A 16,874-nucleotide genomic window follows, 5' to 3' on the forward strand; every position below is an offset into this window, starting at 1 on the left:
CGGGCTGGGGGTGACGGTGGGGTTCCACCGGCTGCTCACCCACGGTTCCTTCACCGCCCTGCCATGGCTGCGCACGGCGCTGGCCATCGCGGGATCGATGGGATTTCAGGGCAACGTCATCGACTGGCAGATGGGTCCTTCCCGGATCGCCTGTTTCCCCTACGGCACGCGCGGGTGTTGGCTCGAAGTGAACGAGTCTGATCGCCGGGCCAGGACACGGGTGTGGTTGGTCCGGAATGTCCAGGAGGCGTTTCGGGCCTCGCGCCGCCGGCGCCGGGACTCATCGCCGAGGCCGTAGAGGCCGCGGAGATCGCGGCGGAGTCGCGGTCTGCGAGTCCATCCAGGCGCGGATGTCGTCCCTCCAGCGCCTGAACGCTCTTGTCTGCTCCGCGGCAAATGAGTCGCCCGGTTCAGGTGGCCAACCAGCGCTCGACCGGGCCGAGGTACCGGCAAGAAACGTGCCATAAGCCGCAAATGAGTGTTATCGGGTGGTGTAGCCACAGTGTGCGGGGGAAGCGAATTGACTTCTGCACGCGTGACTGCGCTCCCCGATGGGGACAAGGAGGCAACGCTGGTATGGCTTCAACGGATACGGGCGTGGGTGATCGGAAGCGGGATGGCGCGGCGCCGATCATCGATGGGCGTAAACCGGTCGCCGCGGTGGTCGCGTTGTGGGTGTTCGTGCTGGTGCCGTTCGCGGCACTGGCCGCAGCGATCCCCGTGGCCTGGGGGTGGGGGCTGAGCTGGGTCGACGCAGTGATCGCGGGCGGCGCGTACGTCGTGACCGGGCTCGGGGTAACGGTGGGTTTTCACCGCTATCTCACCCACGGCGCGTTCAAAGCCCCGCAGTGGCTGCGGATCGGCTTGGCGGTGGCCGGGTCTTTGGCGATACAGGGCCCGGTCATCCAGTGGGTGGCCGACCACCGACGTCATCACGCCTTCGCCGACCGTGACGGCGATCCGCACTCGCCCTGGCGTTACGGGCGCAGCGTGCGCGGCCTGGCCAAGGGGCTGCTGTTCGCGCACACCGGCTGGATGTTCGGGCGTGAGCGCACCAACCGGGAGCGGTTCGCCAAGGACCTGCTCAACGACCCCGGCATCGGCCGGGTGGACCGGCTGTTCGGGCCGCTGGCCGCGGCCTCGCTGCTGCTGCCGCCCACCATCGGCCTGCTGGCCACCGGCACCTGGCGCGGCGCGCTGACCGCGTTCTTCTGGGGCGCCCTGGTACGGATCGCGCTGCTGCACCACATCACCTGGTCGATCAATTCCGTCTGCCACGTCTTCGGCGAACGACCGCTGAAGACCCACGCCGGGGACCGGGCCGCCAACTTCTGGCCGCTGGCGATCCTGTCGCTCGGTGAAAGCTGGCACAACGGCCACCACGCCGACCCCACCTGCGCCCGTCACGGCGTGCTGCCCGGCCAGATCGACATCTCCGCCCGGCTGATCCGGTGGCTGGAGCGGCTCGGCTGGGCCCATGACGTACGCTGGCCGACCCCGGCACGCCTGGCCGCACGACGCCGCAGGCCCTCCTGATGACCGGCGCGAAGAAGGTGCGGTTCAGCCTGGATCCCGGCCTCGCGCGCCGCGGCGCGGTCGACGGCGCATGGTGGCCCGCCGGCTACGACGCCGGCGCGGAACTGCCCGCCCTGATCGCCGCGATCGACCGGCACCTGCAGCGGCGGGTCCTACGGGTGGGCCTGCACATCGACACCTGGCACAACATCCCGCGCCGTATCGCCGCCCCTGGCCGCCAGGTCAAGGTGGGCTGGTTTCGCACCATCGATCCCCAGGTGATCAATTTGATCATCCCGGGGATCGAGCACATCAACCTGCTCATCGTCCCACCCGGCACCACGCCCGCCGCCGCCGCCAAGGCGCTCGATCTGGCCACCCGATGCCGGGGCCGTACCCGTCCCAGCGACATCCTCACCGCCGCAGAGCACAACGGCCCCGCCGAGGCCACCGGCGAGCAGGAACCGGGCCTGGCGGGTTGGGACAACGAAGGCGGGCAAAGCCGGCAGCCCGTCACGGCGCCACGCCCTGATCACCTGATAGGCCGGGGCGAGTTAGGGCATGCGGGCCCGCCTCCATGACATGCCCCATGACAGGGAGGATCACATCGTGCACTGGCTGCGCGAGGTCGACAGACCCCTCTACCGGGCAGTGCCGATCACGGCGGCCGGTACCTTGCGGGCCGCAGGTGCCGCAGCGCGAACGTGAGCGGGCCCATCGCCTCTGGCGCCGGGGCAGCGTCCACACCACGCCCGACAACCACCGCGTCCTGCTTCCCCAACAGGCCATCGACCTCGACCTCGCACACCAGGCCGTGCGATGCTGGTACGCGCGCCACATCGACGCCACCTCCCCGACCTTGATAGGGACTGTACGGGTACTGGACAGACCCCTTGTCCGGTGGGGAGGGCGGGCCGCCGCGGTCACGGTTCGGATGAAGCGCCGATCGCGTCGGCCCATGCGCGGATCGCTTCGTCGAATCCGGTGAAGTGCCCGCGCTGGAGCACGCCGCTGGGGTCGATGTGGCGTGAGCCGGAGAGGCCGAACCGGCGGAGGAGGTCGAGGACGAGTGGTCGTGCCGTCATCGTGAGGTGTGGCGACAGGCACCTGGCCAGGTCGATCGTGCGGCGCGTGGAGACGGCCTCGGAGAGCCGGTGGCCTCCTGCCGGTCCGTACATCGAGCCGGCGTGGTTCCACACCTCCATCGCCGTGCCGGCGCCAGGGATGATGGTCGCTTCGGCGGCGGCTTCGCCCAAGACCATGGCTTCGCCCAGAACCATGGTGCGATGGGCGAAGGCCGCCATGAGGCGCAGCAGGGCGATCGTGATCCACGCGATGGCGCCTTCGCCGAGCACCCAGACTTCGCTGTCGTCCGTGGGGCTGTCGCGAAGTGTTCCCAGTTGCAGCGCGCCGAGCGCGGAGCCGTCCGCGTGGAGTTCGCAATAGTATGAGGTGGCCGGCCGGCCGGGGCTTCGCGATGGTACGAAGGTCAGCTTGTCCGCGTACGTCTCCGGCTGTTTGGATGCGATGGGGATCGGTGCCGGCCAGTCCGCGACGTGCTGTTGGAGCCATCGCCGCAGCTCATCGCCGCTCGCCGGGAAGAGCTCGACCGGCCTCGGCTGGATCGGCACCGCGCCGACCACGAGCCAGGGCGACTGGCCGTCCATCTGGGCGGTCGCGTCCGTGACGAGGCGCCCCAGGCGTTTGTAGTGTTCGATCACTGTTGGCGTTCCGTGTGCATCGGGCGTTACTCCGCATCCGGTGGCAGTGGGACGTCGTAGGCGTTGAGGACCATGGAGATCGCGGCGTACTGGGCGATCAGGAAGACGAGTTCCGCCGTCCCGCACTCGCCGAAGCAGGCGACCGCGGAGCGGTAGAGCGCCCCTGGGAGCGGCGCGCCGGTGTAGAGGTGGGCCGCCACATCGTGTGCGACCGACTCCTCCGGCGTCAGTCCCGCGGGTCGTTGCCCGGCGGTCAGGCCCGCGACGACGCCGTCCGGCAGTCCGATCTTCGCCGCGATCCTGCTGTGGGAGTAGAGCTCGTAGGCGGCGCCGTACCGTGAACCGGTGGTGAGGATGGCGACCTCGCGCACCCGCGGCGAAAGCACGCTGCCGCTCGTGACGGTCGTGAACCATTCCAGCAGTGGCCGGGCGAGGCCGGGAAAGCGCAGCATCACGGGAAACGGCCCAATGAGCGCGCCGCTCTCATCCGTCGAGGTGAACGGTGTCCGCAGGCCGCCCATGACCTGGCGGACATGTTCGTCGAACGGGCGTTGCTCGTCGGACAGCTCGTTCGGACTGATGGGGGGCATCCTCACGATTTCCTCCTGTTCACCCTGTTCGGCGCGCCTGCGACGGGCATACGGCCTTCCAAGCAAACCACACTACACCGTGCAGTGTGGTATTCGGGAAAGGCGTAGCGAGGGCGAGAGCAGTATCCGCGCAGACCCCTGGCCGGCGACTGCGGTCCCACAACAAGCGAGCGGCCATGCTGAACGCCGCCGAGGCGCTGTTCGTCTCCGAGGGTTACGAGCTCACCAGCGTCGATGCCATCGTGGCCCGGGCAGATGTGTCCAAGCGCACCGTCTACGATCACTTAGGAGCCGAGCAGATCATCCTCCAGAGCGTCCTCGTACGCGTCAACGAGACCTTGGCGACAACCGTACGGAGGGCGATTGAGGAGGAGCCCGCGGAAGGGCGGAACCTGCGCGACGCGCTGACGGCGTTCGCGTCGCGGATGGCGACCGAGGCGTTCCCGCCGTCGGGCTACGCGACCTTCCGCCGGCCGGCCTCCCTGGGACGGCCGGCGCCCCGGCTGCCTGAGACCGTGCGCGCGGCACGAATCCGGATAGCCCGCCGAACCCTCAGGTCAGAACAGCTTGCGGGTATCGGAGTCGGCCAGCAGCTCCGGGTCGGGCACCAGAGACTTACTGGCGACGTTGGCGAGCATCTGGTGCGCCATGTGGAAACCGAAGTCCTCGGCCACCAACTTCTTCCAGTGCCGCGAGACGATGTTGTGCGTCGCCCACCTGGTGTAACGTGGCCGTTTCATGATGAACTGGGCCAGTTCCCACGCCCGATCGAGAAGCTGCTCGCGGGGCAGCACGTCACTGACGATGCCCCATTCGAGAGCCTTGTCCGCGGGGATCGACTTGGCCGCGTAGATGTGGTAGGCCGCGCGCTTGGGGCCCATCAGCGCCTGGAGCGCCAGGCCTTGGCCGTCTCCCGGCGGCGAGCCGAGCCAGAAGTGCGGGTCCATGAAGTCGGCGTCCGGTGCCGCGAACGTGACATCGCTCATCATCGCGAACTCGGTGTGCACCCCAGGGCCGTTGACGGCGGCGATCGTCGGGATGTCGATGTTGTTGACGAAGCTCTCGATGAGCTTCCAGCCGTCGGCCATGCGCTGGTAGATGTGGTCCGGGTCCAGGTCGGAGGCGGGCTTGGGGTTGAGCCCCTTCGGGTTGCCCGTCATCCACCTGTCACCGGTGCCCGTGATGATCAGCACCTGGTTCTCGGGGTCGTTGCCGATCTCCTGCCACACGCGCGTCCACGCGTTGTGTGCGGCCGGCGCGTGGGCGTACGGGCCGTCGTTCGTGTGCAGGCGAACCTCGATGATGCCGTCCTCGCGCCTCATCCGGAAGAAGTCCGCATACCTGGCCGAGTACTCCTCGAACGCGGGCGGGGCGAGGTAGCCCTCCCAATGCTCGGCCGGATCGAATGCCATGTCATTACCTCCATGCGGAGCCGTCGTCGCTCGACGGACTCCGCAAAAGTACACCAGTCAGTGTGGATTTCGACCCTACCCGTTCTCCTCGGGGACGAGCGGCACGGCGCGGACGGATCGCCCCTCGGCGTCCAGGACGCGTCCCAGCAGCTTGGTCATGCTCAGCACGACCGAGCGGTCCTGCATGCGCAGCGCCGGCAGTTCCTGGCCCATGCGCCATTCGAGGTCGTGCACCTCGGCCGTCGTTCGCAGCGACGCGTCGACGATCATGTTGAAGGGCCCGGCGACGAACGTGGCGGCTCGGACCCCCGGAAGCGAGCGGATGCGTTCCTCCGCGGCGCCCAGGTCCTGGATGTCCAGCGAGCCGAAGTACACCGCGGAAACCGACCGGCCGGAAAGATGCCGGGAGGCGTCGCAGCGGAAGGTGATGAGCCCGGCCCCCTGCAGGCGCGACAGCCGGCGGCGCACGGACATCGGGCTGATGCCCACGTGCTCGGCGAGCCGTTCGAACGACATCCGCCCGTCGGCGTGCAGCGCGCGGACGATGCGCAGGTCGGTCTTCTCGATGCCGTCGGCCTCGCCGGGCTGCAGCCGCGGACGGGAACCGAGGCGACGCCGCTGCTCGGGATCGAGCGCGCCCTCCCGCCAACGGCTGGCTTCGAGGGCCGATCGGGTGATCACGTGGCTGCGGACCTTCGCGATTCCCGGCACCTGGCCCACCAGGTTGAGGAGGTAGCCCGAGAGCGAGGCGAGGTGGGGCGCCTGCGCCAGCACGAGCACGTCCCTGCCGCCGCTGGTCACCTTGACGGTGGCCGCCTGCGGGTGTTCGGCGAGGGTGCGCACCACCTCGGTGATCCGCCCCGGCGCACAGTCGATCTCCACCAGCGCGCACGCCGGGGTCGCGCTTCCCGAGAAATGGGCGGCGACCCAGGCGACGCCCTCGGACTCCATGCGCGCCCAGCGGCGGCTCACGGTCACCGGGTCGACCCCGAGCACCTCCCCGAGCCTGCGCCAGCTCTCGCGCGGGGCCGAGCGCATGGCGTCGACGATGGCGACATCCAGCTCGTCAAAAGATGTTGTTGACATTTCCTGCAGAATCTGGGGTCTGATGAAGATTTCCTGCGATTCGCGGCCGAATTGCAGAATCACTCTAGCGTGTCGCACGTCACAGCAGAGCGAGCGAGAACAGGTCGGCGAGTGGGATTCAACTACGGGGCCGCGCTGCGGGTCCACAACGTGCGGCTCATCGACGGCGTCAGCCCCGAAGTGGTGGACGATGCCGTACTGGAGTGCGACGCCGACGGCCGGATCGCCTACGCGGGTCCAGCGGCGCGGGCGCCCGCGGGCCACCCGGACGTCAGGACGATCGACGGCCGAGGCGGAACGTTGCTTCCTGGGCTGTTCGACTGCCACACCCACCTCGGGATCCCCTCCGACCGGTCGCTCGTGGAAGCAGCCCTCCTGACGGACCCCGTCATGGGCGTCCTCCAGACCGCCGAACGCATGAGCCGGACACTCGCGTCCGGAATCACGTCCGTCCGGGACCTGGGCGGCCTGCCCGCCGGGTTCCGCGACGCCGTCGTCGCCGGACTGGTCACGGGGCCTCGCATACAAACGTCGGTCGGCGTGATCAGCCACACCGGCGGGCACGCCGACGGCACCCTGCCCAGCGGAAAGAGTCTCGGCCTGGACTACTGTGAACTCGTCGATGACGTACCGGGCGTCCGCAAGGCCGCGCGGCGGATGCTGCGCGCCGGCGCCGACGTGATCAAGATCTGCACGAGCGGCGGGATCAGCAGCGCCCATGACGATCCCGATGACCAGGACCTGCTGGACGAGGAGATCGCGGCGGTCGTGGACGAGGCGCGGCGGCACGGCGAACGCCCGGTCGCCGCACACGCGCAGGGACGAGCCGGCATCCTCGCCGCGATCCGTGGCGGCGTCCGCTCGGTCGAGCACGGCTTCGGCATCGACGACGAAGGCTGCGACCTCCTCGGGGAGCGGGACGCGTTCCTCGTACCGACCCTGTCGGCGGTCTTCCAGCGGTTGGACCCGAAGAAGACGACGCCGTGGCGCTACCAGAAGAAGCTGCGCTGGAATGAGCGCGCCAAGGAGAACCTCGCCGGTGCCATCGCGCGGAAGGTGAACATCGCGGTCGGGACGGACGCCGGCATCACGCCGCACGGGCAGAACCTCTACGAGCTGTCGTACCTGGTCGAGCTGGGCATGTCGCCGATGGACGCCATCCGCGCGGCGACCTCCAACAGCGCTCGCCTGCTCGGCGTCGACGACCGGCTGGGCGCCCTGCGGCCGGGTCGCCTCGCCGACATCGTGCTGTGCGCGGCGGACCCGCTCGCCGACATCCGCTCGCTCGGCGATCCCACCCGTATCACCCTCGTCGCCCAGCAGGGCGTCGTGCGCACCACCCGTCTCGGGGATTCCACCGTTGACGCGCCCAGCACAGAGAGAAAGCACTCATGACCGATCTCAGCCCACCCACCACGGCCGGCAGGTCGGCGGCCGTGCTCCATGACGGATGGAAACCTCGGGTCATCGGCTATGTCGCGATCCTTGTCCTCGTCAACGTCATGGTCGACAGCGCGATCGGGGCGCCGACGTACGTGCTCCCCGACCTGGCGCGGGCCTTCGGCACCGATCAGTTCGCCTGGATCGGCTCGAGTGCGATGTTCGCCGGTGCCCTGTGGTCGCCGCTGCTGGGCAAGAGCGCGGACATCTACGGTAAGCGCAGGGTGCTCGTGGCCACACTGCTCGTCGCGGCGCTCGGCGGGCTCGTGTGCCTGTCCGCGCCGAACCTCGGCGTGTTCGTGCTGGGACGCCTTTTGCAGGGTGCTGTCGTGGCGGCGCTGTTCCTCTCGGTCGCCATCGTCCGCGACATCTGCGAGCCGAAATTCTCCATGGTGGTCACGGGAATCGTGACGGCCGGGTCGGCCGCGTTCGGCATCGTGACGCCGTTCGTCGTGGCGCCGGCGATCGAGGCCTTCGGCTGGCAGGCCGTCTTCGTGATCTCCACGTCGTTCGCGGCCCTCGCCGCGCTGCTGGTCCGCCTGCTCGTACCCGACAGGGGGAGCCGGACGCCCGGCAAGGTCGATGTCACGGGCGCGCTCGTCCTCGCCCTCGGTGTCGCGGGCGTGCTCGGCTACATCAGCCTCGGCCAGGTCTTCGGCTGGCTGGGCGTGGTGTCGCTGCTGGTGCTCGCGGCGGGTGTCGCCGCCCTGCTGTTCTGGTTCCTGGTGCTCAGCCGCAGGCCGGAGCCCATCATCAACGTTCGCGGCATCTCCTTCGTGTTCGGGGTCATGCTGCTCGTGGTCGTCATGGGCACGGGCGCCTATCAGAGCAAGCTGCAGCTGATCAGCATGCTCCTGGAGGTCTCGCCCGAGCAGGGGCTGGGATACGGTCTCGCCAGCCCTCTCGCGCTCGGGCTGATGTTCGGCATCCCGTCCATCGGCATCGTGCTCGGCGGTATCGGCGCCGGGGTCCTCGCCACCCGCATCGGCCCCGCGCGGTGCCTGGCGGTGGGCGTCCTGACCGGAACGGCCGGCACCGCGCTGATGCTCTTCGGCGGCGGCCCGAGCAACCTCGCCGTCGCCGTACCGGCCTCGTTCCTGCTGAGCATGACGGCCGGCAACCTCATTACCTCCGCGTTCAACCTGGCCTCGATCCTCGCCCCGAAGGCGCGGCAGGCCACGGTTTCCAGCATGGTCATGTTCATGGTCGCCATCGGCGCGGTGACGATGAACTTCGTCGGATCCGCGATCCTCGGCCAGACGGCCATCGTCGTCGACGGCGAGACGGTGAACTCGGCGACCGGCATCTACGCCTACATCGCCACCGTCGCTGGCGTGTTCGTCCTGGCCGCGATCCCGGCGGCGATCCTGGTCCGCAAGGTGCGCGGCAAAGCCGGCGCCGGCACGGAGACCACCTCTCTCGGCCACCTCTGACGCTGTAAGGAAAATGATGACCGACTCGGCCCCCACCAGCCCCGCGCAGGCGCGGCACCCGTACAGCCCGGTTCGCGAGACCCCCGGAGGGCTCGTTTTCATCTCCGGGCAACTGGGCCTGGCCAACGGGGCGCTCGTCGTCGGCGGCGTCGCCAAGGAGACCCGGCAGGCCGTCGCGAACCTGCGAGCCCGGCTCGCCTCGGCGGGCCTTGGCCTCGAAGACGTCGCGAAGATCACGGTCTACCTGGCATCCATGTCCGACCGGAACGCCATGGACCAGGCGTACCAGCAGTTGCTGCCGGAACCGCTGCCCGCACGCACGTGCATCGCCGTCGCGGAACTGCCCTACGGGGGCCGCGTCGAGCTCGACGCGATCGCCGTACGGGGCCCGCAGCCATGACGGTCACGGCTCACGACATCGTCGACGCGCAGGCCCGGATCGCCGGCGACGTCGTCCGGACACCGCTGCTCGCAGCGCCCTGGGCTCGGGGGGAGCTCTATCTGAAGGCCGAGAGCCTCCAGCCGATCGGTGCGTTCAAGATCCGTGGCGCGCTCAATGCGGTACGGCGGCTCCGCCCGGAGGCGCGGGCGCGCGGGGTGGTCACGCATTCGAGCGGGAACCACGGCCAGGCTGTCGCCTGGGCCGCGCGAGCAGCCAGGGTTCCTGCGGTCGTCGTCATGCCGGAGGCCGCGGCGGAGGTCAAGGTGAACGCGACCAGGGAGCTCGGCGCCGACGTGATCTTCGCTCCCGCCGCCCGCCGCGAGCTGGTCGCCGAGGAGGTGCGGGCCGACCGCGGGATGGCGATGATCCCGCCGTTCGACCATGCCGACGTGATCGCCGGGCAGGGGACGCTCGCCCTGGAGTTCCTCGAAGAGCTCGACGAAATCGACACGGTACTGGTGCCGATCGGCGGGGGCGGGCTGATCTCCGGGGTCGGCGTGGCGGTCAAGCAGGCGTCACCAGGTACGAGGGTCGTCGGCGTGGAACCGGAACTGGCCGCCGACGCGCGTGACTCCCTCGCGGCCGGCCGCCGGATTCCGTGGAACGTGGAGGACACCTCGCGCACGATCGCCGACGGGACGCGGACACCAGTGGTCGGTGAGCTGACGTTCCCGCTCATCCAGGCGACGGTCGATGAGATCGTCACGGTGAGCGAGCGCGAGATCCTGGCCGCGGTCTCGGTGCTCGCCCGTCGTTCCCGTCTCGTCGTCGAGCCGAGCGGCGCCCTCGGTGTCGGCGCCCACCTCTCGGAGCCCGGCGGGTTCGGGCGAGCCGTCGCGGTCGTATCCGGCGGCAACATCGATCCCGCCCTTCTCGCCGACGCCCTCGCCCTTCCCTACTTGGAGGAATCACACCCATGACATACGCGAAAGCCGTCGCCGACGGCATCTGGTCGGCCGGCACGGCACGTGTCGGGTACATCCCGTCCGTGACAGTGGCGCCGATCATCAACTCGCTGGTCGCGTCGGATGACGGGGCGAACGGCGTCTCGCCGCGCGTCACGCCGCTCTCGCGGGAGGAAGAGGCGATCGGCGTGATGGGAGCGGTGGCGTTCACCGGCGAGCTCGGGGCCGTGGTCATGCAGGACAACGGCTTCGGCAACGCGCTCACGGCGCTCACGACGTTCACGCTCGCCTACCACCTGCCGCTGCTCGTCTTCGCCAACACCCGCGGCGGCCTCGGCGAGTACAACTCGATGATCCACTCCATCAGCCAGCCCGTGCCGGCCATCCTGCGCGCCGCCGGACTTCCCGTCATCGAGCTGGATCGCAGGAGCGGCCCCGAGGACTGGCAGGACGCCGTGCAGGAGGCCGGGGTGCACTCGGTCATGACGTATCGGCCCGTGGTGGTCCTCGGGTCGTTCTGGAACACTGACGGGAAGGTCGCCTGATGAAGCGCATCGAAGCACTCGAAGTACTGGTGAGCCTGACGAGCCGGCATCCCGTCGTCGTGACCTGCGCGGCGACGAGCCGGGAACTGGCGTCGGTGAAGGACGGCGACAACCACCTCTACCTCCTCGACTCGATGGGCCTGGCGGGATCGGTGGCGACCGGGCTGGCGCTCAGCGTGGGCCCGTCCGTGCCGAAGGTCGTCTGCGTCGAAGGGGACGGTTCGCTGCTCATGAACCCGAACGTCTTGCCGACCGGCGGCTACCTCGCGCCCGGCAACCTGCTCCTCGTCCTCCTCGACAACGGGGTGTACGCATCGACCGGGGCCTTGCCGACCTACTCACCGAGAATCGACCTGGAGAAGCTGGCGGCAGCCGCGGGCTGGGCCACGCGCTCGGCCGACACCACCAGCGGGCTGCGCGCCGCCTTCGAAGAACTGCTCGCCGTGCCGGAACCGGCGTTCCTGCACGCCCGTATCGAGCCGGGGAACGCCGAGGGTGTCGAGAAGCTGCTGATCGACCCGGTCTCGATCACGGGCCGGTTCGCTCTCTGGCTGCGTGAGGCGGGGAACGCGGTATGACGCGCGCGGACGCCGGAATCGTCACCGTCGACCCGGCATCGGGCGACGAGCTGGACTTCTACCCGTACACGACTCCCCAGGGCATCGACCGGGTGCTCGACGTCGCCGCGGCCTCGCGCTGGGAACGGTCCCGCCTGGAGGAACGCGTCACCGCGATCGGACGGCTCGGCGACCTCCTCACGGAGCGGCGGGAGCCGCTCGCGACGCTCATCACCCTCGAGATGGGCAAGCCGATCACGCAGGCGCGAGCCGAGATCGACAAGTGCGTCGCCGCCTGCCGCTACTATTCCGGGCGGCTTCCCGAGATTCTGCGGCCGGAGACCTTCGACGTAGACGGCGACACCGCGATCGTCCGCGTCATGCCGCTCGGAGTGGTGTTCGCGCTCCTCCCATGGAACTACCCGTGGTGGCAGGTGATCCGCGCGATGCTGCCTGCGATCGCGGCCGGTAACACCGTCGTGCTCAAGCACGCCGAGTCCGTCACGGGAAACGCGATGGCGATCGAGAAGGCGTTCCTGGACGCGTTCGGCCCCGGCGTCCTGCAGGCCGTCGTCGTCGACCCGGCCACGGCGTCGGACATCATCGGTGACGGCCGCGTCGCCGCCGTCACCTTCACCGGCAGCGATCGCGTGGGCGCCCTTGTCGCCGCGCGCGCCGGCGCCGCGCTCAAGAAGTGCGTGCTGGAGCTCGGCGGATCTGACCCGTTCATCGTCTTGGCCGACGCGGACGTCCCCGCCGCGGCTGCCGCCGCGGTGCGATCCCGGTTCCTCAACAACGGGCAGAGCTGCATCGCCGCAAAGCGGATCCTCGTCCACCGTGACGTGCGTGACGCGTTCGTCGAGGCATTGGTCCCGTACGTTCGCGAGCTGAGGGTCGGCAACCCGGCGGACGAGACCGTTGACGTCGGGCCGCTCGCGCGCCATGACCTGCGCGACGTGCTACGCGAGCAACGTGCCCAGGCCCTGGCGGGCGGAGCCCGGGTGCTCGCCCAGGCCGAAGCGCCCGAAAGTTCCCGCGGCGCGTGGTTCTCGCCGTCGGTCGTCGAGGTGGACGGGCGCGACTCCGTTCTCCTCTCCGAGGAGACGTTCGGTCCGCTCGGCGTGCTCACGACCGGCGCGCACGACGACGAGTTGATCGCCATCGCCAACTCTTCACGCTACGGGCTGAGCAGCAGCCTGTGGAGCACCGACGACGATCACGCCGCCTCCGTGAGCACGCGAATCCATGCCGGGGCCGTCTTCATCAACACGATCTCCGCGACCGATCCGCGTCTTCCCGCCGGCGGTGTCAAGGCCAGCGGCCATGGGCGCGAGCTCGGCAAGTGGGGGGTGTACGAGCTGGCCAACCTTCAGGCGGTGCGCATTCACACGATGTGAGAGGCTCACCTCGCCCTGGCGACCTCCAGGACGAGCAGGGTGGCTGCGACATTACCTCGACTCCCCACCCTGGAACCGGTCTACCTCTCCTGATCCGGCTGTATGCCGATCTGCTGCGACCCCGGATGCCCATGCCGGCCGTCGTGCGACGTCCGCCGCGATGTATCGGATAACGTGCCGGAGTCGCACGGCGTCCCGGCGGGACGTTGTCCTGGGCGGTGCGCCGCCATGATCGCTTACGCCTGGCCATCATGGAGTGGTTCGAGCTCAGAGCACCGGCTCGTGCCGGTGCGGATTATTCCACGTGGAATGAGACGCAGGGCGGTCGCGGCTGCGATCAGGCACATGCCGACTTGCGCATGGGAAGAGAAGGGCCTTCGAGCTCGTCGAGGGCCCTGATCGATAGGTGGTGGTGCTTGGGGTTCAGTTCGAGCGCGGAGCGCTCGCCCGCAGAAGTGAGAGCACTCCCCTGACGGCGCGGTCGAAGGGCTCTACCGCCTGTGCCGCGCGGGCCAAGGCGTAGCCGCCCTGGATGACGGCGGCGATGGCGGAAGCGGTCTCGTCGATGTCCGGCTCGCCGGCGAATTCACCGGCCGCCACACCTTCGGCGACCGTGCGCCGGAGGTGTTCGTGCAGCACCTCGAAGGTCTCCCGGATCGGTGCGCGCAACGTGTCGTCGGCCATGACCTCCGGATCGGCGGTGAGCCGTCCCACGCTGCACCCACGCAACACATCGCGTTCGCGCCCCAGATATCTCGTGATGCGTTCGAGCGCAGTGCCTTCCACGGCGAACGCTTCGGCGATCTGTTGTTGCATCAGTTCCGCACTGCGCTGCTCGGCCGCCAACACCAGGTCCGGCTTGCCATCGAAGTGGTGGTACATGCTGCCCTGACCGACGCCGGAGCGCGCCAGGATCGCGGTCGGACTGGTGCCGACGTAACCACGTTCCCACAGCAGTTGCCGCGTGCCCTCGATCAAGCGCTCCCGAGCGTTCGGTTTCATGGTGCCTCCCGGCAATGTGGTGCGGTGCCTGTCGGCGGCCCGTATTACAGGGCCGGATGCCGCAGGTGCCAGTCCGTCTCACGCTGGTAGGCGTGGTCGAGCCGAATCAGTAGTCGTTCCTCGAACGGCCTACCGGCGAACTGGAACCCCAGCGGCATGTCATCCTCGCCGACACCGCCTGGCCGGGTGATGGTCGGGGCGCCGGCCATGTTGAACGGGGTGACGAAGCGGAGGAAGTCCGTCAGGGCTTCGGGGTCGGCATACAGCGCCTCCTGCGCAAGCGTGAGGCTCGTGGTCGGCTGCACCAAAGCCAACAGGACATCCACGTCGCACAGGGTACGCGCCAGTCCGCCGGTGAACGCGAGCCGCTGATGGTGCGCGTGCATCAGCTCGATCGCGGAGGCGGTGTGACCGTGCGTGATGAGCCCGGCGATCGAGCGGGGGGTGTCGGCCGGGCCGTATTCCGAGGCGTGCGAGGGATAGGTCTCCTGGTGGGCGATCGCGGCCTCCACACCGGCGTACCGGGGCCACACGGCGTTGATGGTGCTGGTATCAGGAAGGGTGACCTCGACGATCGTCGCGCCGAGGCGGCGCAGTACGACGACTACGTCATCGAGCATGCCGATGGTCGCCTGGTCGACACGGGTCTCGTTGTAGGCGCGGTCCACTCCGATGCGTACCGGCCCGGTCGGGGCGTCGAGGCCGGCCAGGTAGTCGGGCACCGGTAGGGCGACCGTGGTCGGGTCGTGCGGGTCTGCCCCGGCGATCGGCACGCCGTGCAGGGGGCCTCGGTGCCGGCCCCGGCTCGGCCTCGGCGTTCCTGGCTTGAGCAAGGGCGACGTCCGCCGTCACCGTGGCGTAGCTGCGCAGTACCGGATCGACCTGGTCGATCCGGGCCAGCAGTGTCTCGGTCAACTCCACTGGCGTGAGTTCGCGTGCGCGTAGCTTCGCGGCGACTTCCAGCAGGCTTGCATAGTGCTGCACACGGGGGCTCGTGTGCGGTGCAGGTGAGGGTCACAAAAAGGCGGCATACATACTAGTATGTATGCTGTCGAGTGGCGGCAGCGCTGGACAGGGAAAGGCCGGGATCAAGGCAGCGTCTCCACCCCGAGGATGGCGCGGCTTGCGTTCCTCCGAGGACTGGAGGCGGTCGGCCCTGTTCACGAGGAATCGGCCGGCTCGACTCGGCGACCTTCGCCGGGCTCGCCGAGTTCGACGCCGCCGCCGACCTGGGCGCGATGCGCAGCGAACTGCACGGCGACCACGAACTGTGGGACGTGCAGACCGTGCTTCAGGCAGTGCTCCGCGGCTGTCCCATCCTTACGGTGGACGCCGCGCGCTGGGCGGCCACCGTGCAGGAACTCACGGGGCAACTCCAGGTGATCGAGGTTCTCATTGAGAAAACACCGCCTGTCCAATATATCATGAACCACAAGATTAGCGCCGATGACGAACTTACTCCATGGATCGGCGGTTCGGTCGTTCCGGGCCCTATGTGGACAAGGTCACCTGGTCCTGGGAGCTTCAAACAGCAGTTGACTCGGCGGCTCGGACTACTATAAAGGTGGACCGTTGCCCACGGAGGAGCATCATGTACCGCTCACGAGAGCACAGGATACTGGCCGGTGTCTGTGGCGGTATCGCCGATAAGACTGGCCTGCCGCCTACGTTCGTACGGATCCTGTGGCTGCTTTTGTCACTTATCCCCGGCCCGCTGTGGGTGGTTTACGTCATCATGTGGATCTTCGTTCCAGAGGAGCCGGCCCGATAGGAGCACGACGACCCGACGATGATCGCTCGGCAATGCCTGAGGGCGGGCACGGAGACGCTGCCATCTGTTGGGCATCATGAAGGCGGCCTAACTTGCCGGATCAGGGTCCGGCCCGCCTTCGTCAAGGTTTCTTGGGATGGCACACCCTTGGCTTGTCGCCATGGCTGCGCTCGGACGCCGCCTGCTCGGCCGAGCGGCTGTTCTGCCATGTCCACGGCCGGGCCAAGAGCGCCGCGCGGGCGGCCTGTCGTCAGCTGCGGTAGCGGCGGGCGGCGGTGTCAGGGCTGACATCCAGAACTGCGGTGGCGCATACTGACCATGACCTCGCCGGGTGGTGGGGCGCTGTGGGCAACTTCGATCCAACCCCCGATGGGGTCCTTGTCAACGCCCGTGCGCGCCTGCGATCACACGCCTGGTTACGTGCAGGACTTCGGGAATCCCGCTTAGGGCCTGCAGATTATCAACACTCAGCTTTGATCTTGTTTGTGGCTTTGCTGTCTTCGGCGAGGACGCGTTCGTGCAGGACGCGAAGCGGGCCTGGTGGGCTCGGCGCGGGCGTGATGTGGATGCCGTGCTGGTCGAGGAGTTCGCCGATGCTGCGGGTGGTGCGGGTGGTGCGGGTGGTGCGGTAGGCGGTGGTCCGGCTGGTGCCGAACAGAACCGCCAGGGGTTCAATCGCCAGGCCCAGCCGCTGGTGCAGCACCGTGAGCAGGACCTGGTCGGTGAACGCCACGGTCACACACCCGCGGCCTTGGCCACCGCGCGGATTCCACCATGTCGCAAAGCCCGGGCCTCGGCGCCCAGCAGCAGCCGACGTTGCCGCTCGTTCAGATGCGGCAAGATCGCTTCAAGCTTTGCCGCCAGCATCTCCAGGGTCTTCGCCGACACGCTCATACCAGACCATCGACCACGAGCCCGGAATGCTACGAGTTATTTCGCTACAGGCCCTTAGCTAGGTGTATTGACCACGAACGTTATTGACATCCGGCGGGCGAACTGTCTGGGGGGTGAGCTGTGTCCCGCCCTAGGTGGTAGGTGCCTGCGGGGTTGTTCAGAGG

Annotated in this window: 17 protein-coding genes and 4 pseudogenes; 13 read left to right on the forward strand and 8 right to left on the reverse strand. The window is 68.7% G+C overall.

The annotated features are described in order from the left end of the window. The 3 genes and pseudogenes from C1I98_RS44005 to C1I98_RS19160 form a co-directional block, all read left to right on the forward strand. Window positions 1-127 (forward strand): annotated as a pseudogene (locus C1I98_RS44005) (acyl-CoA desaturase); the annotation flags it as partial. Window positions 128-576: 449 nt separating this feature from the next. Next, complete coding sequence (locus C1I98_RS19155) at window positions 577-1,536, forward strand: acyl-CoA desaturase (RefSeq protein WP_111168817.1); 960 nt, start codon at window positions 577-579, stop codon at window positions 1,534-1,536. Then, complete coding sequence (locus C1I98_RS19160) at window positions 1,536-2,096, forward strand: DUF5994 family protein (protein ID WP_111168818.1); 561 nt, start codon at window positions 1,536-1,538, stop codon at window positions 2,094-2,096. The genes C1I98_RS19155 and C1I98_RS19160 overlap by 1 nt, the downstream gene beginning before the upstream one ends. A 342-nt stretch (window positions 2,097-2,438) precedes the next feature. Here the strand turns inward: C1I98_RS19160 and C1I98_RS19165 are convergent, their stop codons facing one another. Together C1I98_RS19165 and C1I98_RS19170 are read right to left on the reverse strand one after the other, a co-directional pair. After that, window positions 2,439-3,236: a hypothetical protein gene (locus C1I98_RS19165; RefSeq protein ID WP_111168819.1), complete on the reverse strand. Its 798-nt coding sequence runs from the start codon at window positions 3,234-3,236 to the stop codon at window positions 2,439-2,441. A 26-nt stretch (window positions 3,237-3,262) separates the two neighbouring features. Beyond that, complete coding sequence (locus tag C1I98_RS19170; protein WP_146607516.1) at window positions 3,263-3,832, reverse strand: carboxymuconolactone decarboxylase family protein; 570 nt, start codon at window positions 3,830-3,832, stop codon at window positions 3,263-3,265. A gap of 170 nt (window positions 3,833-4,002) precedes the next feature. On the opposite strand from C1I98_RS19170, the pseudogene C1I98_RS45675 reads away from it, so the two are divergent. Beyond that, window positions 4,003-4,098 (forward strand): annotated as a pseudogene (locus C1I98_RS45675) (TetR family transcriptional regulator); the annotation flags it as partial. A 285-nt stretch (window positions 4,099-4,383) separates the two neighbouring features. Here the strand turns inward: C1I98_RS45675 and C1I98_RS19180 are convergent. Continuing rightward, entirely contained in the window at window positions 4,384-5,238 is an 855-nt protein-coding gene (locus tag C1I98_RS19180) for an enoyl-CoA hydratase/isomerase family protein (RefSeq protein WP_111168821.1), read from the reverse strand. 75 nt (window positions 5,239-5,313) lie between these two features. Beyond that, window positions 5,314-6,324, reverse strand: coding sequence for an Lrp/AsnC family transcriptional regulator (locus C1I98_RS19185; protein WP_146607517.1), 1,011 nt, complete (start codon window positions 6,322-6,324; stop codon window positions 5,314-5,316). 111 nt (window positions 6,325-6,435) lie between these two features. On the opposite strand from C1I98_RS19185, the gene C1I98_RS19190 reads away from it, so the two are divergent. Genes C1I98_RS19190 through C1I98_RS19220 form a run of 7 tightly spaced genes read left to right on the forward strand, consistent with a single transcriptional unit; the run spans window position 6,436 to window position 13,043 of the window. Next, window positions 6,436-7,719 (forward strand): metal-dependent hydrolase family protein, encoded by a 1,284-nt coding sequence (locus C1I98_RS19190; protein ID WP_199537047.1) that lies wholly within the window; start codon window positions 6,436-6,438, stop codon window positions 7,717-7,719. After that, the gene (locus C1I98_RS19195; RefSeq protein WP_199537048.1) at window positions 7,716-9,197 is read left to right on the forward strand and encodes an MFS transporter; all 1,482 of its coding nucleotides are present in this window, start codon (window positions 7,716-7,718) and stop codon (window positions 9,195-9,197) included. The genes C1I98_RS19190 and C1I98_RS19195 overlap by 4 nt, the downstream gene beginning before the upstream one ends. 16 nt (window positions 9,198-9,213) lie before the next feature. Continuing rightward, window positions 9,214-9,597, forward strand: a complete 384-nt coding sequence (locus tag C1I98_RS19200) for a RidA family protein (RefSeq protein ID WP_111168834.1) — start codon at window positions 9,214-9,216, stop codon at window positions 9,595-9,597. Further along, window positions 9,594-10,559 (forward strand): threonine ammonia-lyase, encoded by a 966-nt coding sequence (locus tag C1I98_RS19205; RefSeq protein WP_111168823.1) that lies wholly within the window; start codon window positions 9,594-9,596, stop codon window positions 10,557-10,559. Before C1I98_RS19200 ends, C1I98_RS19205 begins: the two co-directional genes overlap by 4 nt. Next, a complete protein-coding gene (locus C1I98_RS19210) occupies window positions 10,556-11,089 on the forward strand; it encodes a hypothetical protein (RefSeq protein WP_199537049.1) in 534 nt (177 codons plus the stop codon). The genes C1I98_RS19205 and C1I98_RS19210 overlap by 4 nt, the downstream gene beginning before the upstream one ends. Next, the gene (locus C1I98_RS19215; RefSeq protein ID WP_111168825.1) at window positions 11,089-11,667 is read left to right on the forward strand and encodes a thiamine pyrophosphate-dependent enzyme; all 579 of its coding nucleotides are present in this window, start codon (window positions 11,089-11,091) and stop codon (window positions 11,665-11,667) included. The genes C1I98_RS19210 and C1I98_RS19215 overlap by 1 nt, the downstream gene beginning before the upstream one ends. Then, on the forward strand, window positions 11,664-13,043 hold the full coding sequence (locus tag C1I98_RS19220; RefSeq protein ID WP_111168826.1) for an aldehyde dehydrogenase family protein: 1,380 nt from the start codon (window positions 11,664-11,666) through the stop codon (window positions 13,041-13,043). Before C1I98_RS19215 ends, C1I98_RS19220 begins: the two co-directional genes overlap by 4 nt. Window positions 13,044-13,466: 423 nt before the next feature. Here the strand turns inward: C1I98_RS19220 and C1I98_RS19225 are convergent, their stop codons facing one another. Further along, a complete protein-coding gene (locus tag C1I98_RS19225; RefSeq protein ID WP_111168827.1) occupies window positions 13,467-14,045 on the reverse strand; it encodes a TetR/AcrR family transcriptional regulator in 579 nt (192 codons plus the stop codon). Window positions 14,046-14,089: 44 nt separating this feature from the next. After that, window positions 14,090-14,818: an amidase family protein gene (locus C1I98_RS19230; protein ID WP_158558096.1), complete on the reverse strand. Its 729-nt coding sequence runs from the start codon at window positions 14,816-14,818 to the stop codon at window positions 14,090-14,092. Window positions 14,819-15,283: 465 nt separating this feature from the next. Here C1I98_RS19230 and C1I98_RS40575 point away from each other — a divergent pair, with 465 nt between their 5' ends. Beyond that, window positions 15,284-15,607, forward strand: coding sequence for a hypothetical protein (locus C1I98_RS40575; protein WP_146607518.1), 324 nt, complete (start codon window positions 15,284-15,286; stop codon window positions 15,605-15,607). A 29-nt stretch (window positions 15,608-15,636) separates the two neighbouring features. Further along, the gene (locus C1I98_RS19240) at window positions 15,637-15,816 is read left to right on the forward strand and encodes a PspC domain-containing protein (RefSeq protein WP_111168830.1); all 180 of its coding nucleotides are present in this window, start codon (window positions 15,637-15,639) and stop codon (window positions 15,814-15,816) included. Window positions 15,817-16,276: 460 nt separating this feature from the next. On the opposite strand, the pseudogene C1I98_RS19245 reads toward C1I98_RS19240, so the two are convergent. Then, window positions 16,277-16,552, reverse strand: a pseudogene (locus C1I98_RS19245) (ISAzo13 family transposase); the annotation flags it as partial. Window positions 16,553-16,554: 2 nt separating this feature from the next. Continuing rightward, a pseudogene (locus C1I98_RS19250) lies at window positions 16,555-16,683 on the reverse strand (ISAzo13 family transposase); the annotation flags it as partial. Window positions 16,684-16,874 lie beyond the last annotated feature (191 nt).

It is taken from the genome of Spongiactinospora gelatinilytica (assembly GCF_003236385.1).
Lineage (GTDB): Bacteria > Actinomycetota > Actinomycetes > Streptosporangiales > Streptosporangiaceae > Spongiactinospora > Spongiactinospora gelatinilytica.